This is a genomic window from Bradyrhizobium sp. P5_C11_2, from assembly GCF_054049755.1.
This window is the reverse complement of sequence record NZ_JBFULT010000425.1, coordinates 1-6,629: the sequence shown is the minus strand read 5'-3', so window position 1 is coordinate 6,629 and position 6,629 is coordinate 1. Positions and strand designations below refer to the sequence as shown.

Genomic DNA, 6,629 nt, shown 5'->3' with positions numbered 1-6,629 from the left:
GGTCAGCGCCGCGTGCAGATCGCCCAGGCGCTGAAAGCTGTGCTCGGCGATGCCAGCATGGTCGACTACGTGCGGAAATATTACGAGGTCAACCGCGACCTCGAAACCAAGGCGACGCTCGATATCGCTGCGCGCGGGCTGACGATCACCGGCCGGGTGCTGGAGGATATCGAGAAGCACAATCAATCGCAGTGGAGCAGGATGATCTGGCTCACCCGCAGCGGCCGCGCGCTCCAGGTCTTGCTGACGGTCTCGACGCCGGGCAGCCTGGGCCAGGTCGTCTCGCGCCACTGGCTGGGATTGTTGTACGTCTTCGAAGCCTTGATCATCGGTGGCTCGTTGCTGTTTTCGGCGCCGGGCGCTCGCAACTTCGGCTTCRCAGCCCTCGGCGTGACTGCGGCATTTCATCTCGCAAGCTTGATTACCGAAGATCTCCTCGGGCGAAGATTCCGCTGGCTCCAAAGGACCGCTCTGGGACTTGCCGCCCTGGTTTTGTTGCTGGCGTTCCTCGGCGCCATGACGGCGGTCAATGGCGGTCTGCAAGGGATCAAGTGCCAGGGCGGCCACAACGCGTTCGGCCGGGCCTTCGACCTATTGTGTCAGCCGAGCAACAGCGGTGACGGCCACGCGCCGCGGCCGGGCGGATGAGCGGAGCTTCACGTCTCAGATCGACCGGGACTGGTCATCGTGCCGGCCGAAAGACGGAAGCGGGCGCGCTCAGGCCACGCAGATGCCGGGCACGCCGACTTTCTGGAAGAGATGCGGGGACGCCACCGCCGAAGCCGGATAGACCGCGATCTTTGCCCTGAACTCCGGATGGGTGAACGCGGCGCGGAAATCGGCGGTCGATTCCCAGACGGCGTAATTCAGGTATGTCGGGCTTTCGCCGATCGCGCGGTGAAGCTGGGTCGAGATGAAGCCTGGCTGCCCCTTCATGAAGTCCGCGTCGTCCTGCCAGGCCCGGAGGAACGTCTGCTCGTCGGCCTTGGCAAGCGTGAAGACGTTCACGAGCACGACGGGGGAAGCGTCGACGGCGAGCTGACGTTCGATTGGGAATGCAGGGTCCATTGGCTGCAAGCGCGCCATTTTTGAGCTCCGTTCGAGTTGGTGGTATGATGTCATTACGACATCATCAATACTAAAATATTGACATGATCATGTCAATAATGATCTATGGTGACATATGAAAGATAGCGAGCGGACGCCGGCCGGAACCGCCTTGACCACCCTCATTCTCGACCTCTTCGGCCTCAACAACCGCCTGCTCGCGGCGGGCGACAGGCTGGTCGCCAAGCTTGGCCTGACGAGTGCCCGCTGGCAGGTCCTCGGCACCATCGTCACGGCGGCCCGGCCGCAGCCGGTCGCGTGGCTTGCGCGGGACATGGGAGCGAACCGGCAAAACGTGCAGCGGATCGTCAACGATCTGGAAAAGGAGGGGCTGGTCGCCTTTGAGCCCAATCCGCATCACCGGCGGGCCCAACTCGTCGTTCTGACCAACAAGGGGAAGCAGACGTTCGAGACGGCCATGCGCCTGCAGGCGCCTTGGATCAACCAACTCTCGGAAGGACTTCGGGTCAAGGATATCGAAGCCACGCGGGCCGTCATGTCGGCGCTGCGCAGCAAGCTGCAAGGAGATGGAGATGCTGACGAGCAGGCCTGATCGCGACCGCGCGGTCGCAGTCATGCCGGAGCAGCCCTCCAGCACCGGTTCGTTCGCGGCGATGGGCGCCTTCGGCGGATGACGGCACCACAGGTGACCGCGCCAACGAGCACTATCACCCTACAAGGAGGATATCGCGCTCATCCGCGACCTCGGCTGCAAGGCCTGCCGCTTCTCGGTCGCCTGGCCGCGGGCCCTTATGCAGGCGACGTTTTAGGACGGCCGGTCCCGATTATCCCCTAAGGTCCTTCTGCTAGACCCGCGAGCGCCATAGCTGCTCTGAGTTCATGCACTGTCGCTGTTCCCCCGCCGGCAGCCTGGAACGCGAGAGGGGCCGGATTCAGCGGAAGCCGCGTCACGTTGGCCGGGCCGCGCGGCGGCTCGAATATCATCGCCTGGCTTGCGCCGAATGGCGTCCGATCGAGCTGCCGAATGGCGCTGCGCATCTCGCGCAATCCGGCATTCAGAGGCATGGCGAAGGGCCGCTGATCGGTCCGGACGCCGAGTGCGCGGGCTGCATCCGGCAACCCCGCCCCGGTCTGCCATGGATGGCCGATGGGCTGCGCAGTATCCTTCAGAATTTGGAACAGCCGTTCGACCCGGTGGACATCCTTTGCGGCGAAGCTGCCCTTGAAGTCGGCGTGGTCGGCGAGGATCAAGGCTGCAAGCGCGGCGACGTAAGCCGCTGCAAGCGAGGTGCCGTCGCAGACCGCGTAGCCGTCCGGCGACTGGCAGGCAATGACCGCAACACCGGGCGCGCACAGGTCGAGTTCGGACCCGCGGCAGGAAAACGGCGGTACAAACAACCCGCCCGCCGCCGCAGTGGCGGCTGCGGCCTGCGCCGCCTGCGGACTGTCTTCCGGGAAGCTTCCCATCTGTCCGACCGCACCGACCGCTACGACATGCGGAGAACAGGCCGGAAACAGTATGCCCTCTCCGGAGTTGCCGGCGGCAGCGATGATGCTGACGCCTTGCTGCTTGGCCATGGCAATGTGCTGCTCAACCAGCACGGAGCCGCGCTCGCAACCGACTCCGATGCACGCCACGTCGATGCCGTTTTGCAGGCAATCATCGAGCGCCGCGATCAGGTCGCTGCAACGGGCATCTGGGGGAAGCTTGCAAACATGCAGCTCGCTGTCCGGGGCGTAGCCGCGGATGCCGTGATCTGCCTGCGCTGCCGCATTGATGATGCCTGCGCAAGGCGTACCGTGGCCAGTGACGTCCTTTGACCATAAGCGATCGTCGCCACCTCTAGCATCGATACCGTGCTTGATGTCAGCCAATTGCTTGTGGCTGGTCGCCACGCCGCTGTCGATGAGCGCGATCTTGACGTCAGCTCCACGGCAATGGTCGGGAATCTGATCGAAGCGCATCGCTTCGCCGCCCCAATCCGGCCGGTCAGGTAGTGGCAACGGTTTCAGGGTGAGGGTGTTCACCGCATCGGCCTCGATATAGGGCTGCTGTTGCCACAAGCCCCAATGGCCGGAGCGTGCGCTGACGAAAATGGCGGCGATTGTTTCCGGCACTTCGTCCCGCAGCGTCAGATCGACGTTGCCATCACGGTCCGTCCGTCCTTGAACTGACGCTTGCTCGCCGACGAGCTGCACAGTTGCGTGTTCCACAGGCGCACCTGTTTCGCTGAGGACCCGGATCGTCACCGTCAAGTCCGGCCCGAGTGCGGTCATCGCCGCCGGGATGAAAGACGAGGCTGGACCGGCAAAGGATGCTGCTCGCAGATGGCTGTCCGGCTCGATGATGAGGCTACCTCCCGTGGAACGGCGCAAGACCTCGGCGGCTTCGTCAGGCATGCGCACGATCGCAATTGGCGGGCCGCTGACGCCACGCTGGTCGTGGGTCCACAGGATGTTGCCGAACCGGTTCAGTTGTTCGGCCAGCGTTTGAGCGCTGATGCCGGCGCCTGCTGGCGCGATCATGTATTGAGTGGTGCGCACTTGCTTGCGTCGATTGTCGCTCGAGGTCGGTCGCGCATCATCTGGACTTGTTGCCATGACGTGGCCTCCGTTGATTTCAGTGGATGGAAGATTGCGTGCGATCGATCGAAGCCTGTCGCGGTAACGGAAGGCGGGGATCGGCTGCGCGGGCGGCTTCGATCGCGCGATAGGCGAAATAGATCAGGTTGAAGGCCTGCGCAAAATCCCGCTCGGTAAACTTGTTGGCTGCCTGGGTGACGATCGCGACGCAGTTTTCGAGGCCCGCATGCTGTGCCGCGTTGGCCTCGAGATAGGCGGAGAGCGAACGCAGTGATTCCGCGATCATGTCTCCGATCATGTTTTCCGCAGCCTGATGATCGAGCACCGGGTTCGGCATCGGGAAGTTGCCGGGCATGGTTCGGAACGGCTGCTCGAACGTGTGCGACTGCAGGCGCAAGAGCAGCGGCATCAAATTGCCGAGCAGGCCCACGAGCTGCTGAATGTCCGGGGAGTGGCGCTGTGACGCGGATGCGGCGGAGGGATTGGAATCCGACATGAGGGTTCTCCTTGGGAGGAAGCATGCGCAACGGCAGGCGCGACCGCCGCTTTTGGCGGCGGTCGCGCCTTACCGCGCGGTCAGATCATCCGCTGCTGGCCGTAGGCCTGAAGGTTGCCGATGACCTGGGGTATGACGCCGATCAGCTGGCGGGTGATGTCAGCGACGTCTTGCTGCGTCAGTTGTCGCTGCTGGCCAAAGCCCGTCTGACCGCCGAACGCCGCCTGGAACTGCGGCGCGCCGAACTGCGTACCCCACATCTGCGCCGGCTGAGCCTGCGTGGGATAGCCGGGACCGAATTGACCGAGGCCTCCGAATTGACCCTGACCCGGACCGCCGTGCATGGCCGAATGCTGCATTTGGGGCTGGCTTTGCAGCATTCCCATGATCTGCGGCACGATGGGCAGGATCTGCCGCACCACCTCGCTCACGTCTTGCGGACTTAGCTGCCGCGGCGCCTGGCCGTAAGCCGCATAGCCCATTCCTGCGAATGGAGTCTGAGCTTGCGCGAGAATTTGAGGCAGCGCCGGTACCAATTGCCGAACGACCTCATTCACGTCCTGCGGCGAAAGCTGGCGCTGTTGTCCGCCCCAGGTCTGCTGACCCGGCTGCTGACCCGGCTGCTGACCCCAGCCCGTTTGCCCGCCCCAGCCGGGGCCATATCCAAACGCGCCAAAGGTCGGCTGACCGCCGAACTGTCCGTATTGCTGTCCATAGGCAGCCTGGCCCAATCCAGGACCGCCTCCTCCATACTGTTGGCCGCCTTGCTGTTGGCCGCCTTGCGAACCGAATGCTCCCGATCCCCATTGTTGCGGACCGGACTGGCCGAACGGCGAACCATGCGCGAGGTTCYGTTGCAGGGTGTCATAATAGGTCATCGCTCGATCTCCGATGGTGGTGCCCTCAGCCCAAAATCCTGCCGAGAATCCTGCAAAGGCCGGTCGCATGCGCGACCCCTTCGCTGGCAATAGTGGTCTGTCACGCCGGTGCGACGGCGTTGGAGCTTCAAGTTCAAATGCTTGGCACGGAAGTCTAGGCCGCAAGCAATGTCGCCCGCCTGGGAGGCGCGAGTTGCGTCCCCTCAAGGTGACAAGCCAACGGTGAGATGTTTTAGAGCGGCAAGATCATTGCCGTCGAAAAAGGTGGGAGCGGATTTTCCTCGCTGGCACGATGGCCAGCCATTTATCATTTATGTCTTACGTCCGCTCGAACGCTTGGCAATTACGCTGGTTTCTCCCCAGTGCTGCAATGAGCAGAGACGCGGAAAACGTACTCACGTCGAAATAGTTTCGCGAAAGCGCGGCGATATTTTGGCGGCAATCAAACTCCGCAAAATTTCAAGCCGCGCGGATTTTCGTCAGCACTCTTTGCCTGGTCAGCGAGCCTTCCGATGTGCATCCGTGTCAACTTCAGCGAATGCTAGGGCGTGGACTCACTAGCGCGCAACGGATTGATGCGAGTTTGGCGAACACCAGATGGTTGGCCGCGAATTTGTCATATCGGATCGCGACACGCCGACACTGCTTGATCTTATTGAAGGCGCTCGACCAAGTTGCGCGCGCGATAGAGATACGGACTAGAGCGGATCGGGTCTTTGCGATTTCGTTTCGGTGGGATATTCGCCCATGCGCCTTGCTGACGGGCAAGCTCCCTGATCCAGTCCGCATCTAGCCGCGGTTGCGGGTCAAGCGCTGACTGATTATTGCTGCAATTCATGTGAAATTGCGCAAGCTTGCTGAGCGCGCCACTCGGCTCGCCTGAAACGCCCGCGAGAAATGCGCTCAACTGTTGGACCGCTTGAGGGCGCGATCGACACATTGAATGAGGGTCTTTCCGTCGAAAGGCTTCGTGAGAAAGCCGATGGCCCCACCCGCGATCGCCCGCTCCTGGATTCGAAGATCCGGAAAAGCGGTAATAAAGATGACAGGCGTTCGACGATGTGTGGACGCCAATCGGCTCTGCAACTCGAGACCGCCGATGCCCGGCATTTGAACATCAGAAATGACGCAGCACGTTTCGCCGAGTTCCGGCGACTGCAGAAACTCCTCAGCGGACGCAAAACCCCGGGCAGCGAATCCGAATGCCCTAATGAGGTTTGCCGTCGAGACGCGAATGGATTCATCGTCATCGACAATCGCAATGAGAGATTTTTTTGCCATTGCTGGGTGATTTTAGAACACTGGTGGTGTTTGCACAAGGCTGGGGACTCGACGATGCCAGAGCTGCCGCAAAGCAAAGCACTGGCCTATCAGGATTTGCTATCGGCGCCTCGCACCCGCCCAACACCCTCGCACCGCGGACCAGCGGTTGTGGATCGATCGGCTTTGCACGTTTGGGGCACGCGGTTGCAGAAATTCATTCTTCCCAAACGGCCTCGCGACCTTATTTTCAGCCACTGCACAACCAATCACACAGGCTCGCAAGCCGGATGAGTGTTGGTACGAGCCTACCATCAGCAAAACCTCCGTGCCGATCCGTACGC

7 protein-coding genes and 2 pseudogenes are annotated in these 6,629 nt (G+C 62.0%); 3 read left to right on the top strand and 6 right to left on the bottom strand.

Features of this window, described 5'->3' with window-relative positions; all coding sequences use genetic code 11:
* Positions 1-648 (top strand): hypothetical protein (locus ACXJL8_RS29855; RefSeq protein ID WP_456686079.1); only part of this gene is annotated, 648 nt, incomplete at its 5' end.
* A 69-nt stretch (positions 649-717) separates the two neighbouring features.
* Here the strand turns inward: ACXJL8_RS29855 and ACXJL8_RS29850 are convergent.
* Positions 718-1,086: an antibiotic biosynthesis monooxygenase family protein gene (locus tag ACXJL8_RS29850; RefSeq protein WP_456621012.1), complete on the bottom strand. Its 369-nt coding sequence runs from the start codon at positions 1,084-1,086 to the stop codon at positions 718-720.
* Positions 1,087-1,183: 97 nt separating this feature from the next.
* Between ACXJL8_RS29850 and ACXJL8_RS29845 the strand changes: the two genes are divergently transcribed.
* On the top strand, positions 1,184-1,660 hold the full coding sequence (locus ACXJL8_RS29845) for a MarR family winged helix-turn-helix transcriptional regulator (RefSeq protein ID WP_456621011.1): 477 nt from the start codon (positions 1,184-1,186) through the stop codon (positions 1,658-1,660).
* Between the two features lie 77 nt (positions 1,661-1,737).
* Positions 1,738-1,853, top strand: a pseudogene (locus tag ACXJL8_RS29840) (family 1 glycosylhydrolase); the annotation flags it as partial.
* 46 nt (positions 1,854-1,899) lie between these two features.
* Here ACXJL8_RS29840 and ACXJL8_RS29835 read toward each other — a convergent pair.
* The 5 genes and pseudogenes from ACXJL8_RS29835 to ACXJL8_RS29815 all read right to left on the bottom strand — a co-directional run bounded on the left by ACXJL8_RS29835 (position 1,900) and on the right by ACXJL8_RS29815 (position 6,306).
* Entirely contained in the window at positions 1,900-3,669 is a 1,770-nt protein-coding gene (locus ACXJL8_RS29835; protein WP_456621010.1) for a S8 family serine peptidase, read from the bottom strand.
* 19 nt (positions 3,670-3,688) lie between these two features.
* A complete protein-coding gene (locus ACXJL8_RS29830; RefSeq protein WP_456621009.1) occupies positions 3,689-4,147 on the bottom strand; it encodes a hypothetical protein in 459 nt (152 codons plus the stop codon).
* Between the two features lie 80 nt (positions 4,148-4,227).
* Positions 4,228-5,025 (bottom strand): hypothetical protein, encoded by a 798-nt coding sequence (locus tag ACXJL8_RS29825; protein ID WP_456686078.1) that lies wholly within the window; start codon positions 5,023-5,025, stop codon positions 4,228-4,230.
* 531 nt (positions 5,026-5,556) lie between these two features.
* Positions 5,557-5,815: pseudogene (locus tag ACXJL8_RS29820) on the bottom strand (IS5/IS1182 family transposase); the annotation flags it as partial.
* Positions 5,816-5,928: 113 nt separating this feature from the next.
* Positions 5,929-6,306, bottom strand: coding sequence for a response regulator transcription factor (locus ACXJL8_RS29815; RefSeq protein WP_456621007.1), 378 nt, complete (start codon positions 6,304-6,306; stop codon positions 5,929-5,931).
* Between the last annotated feature and the right edge of the window lie 323 nt (positions 6,307-6,629).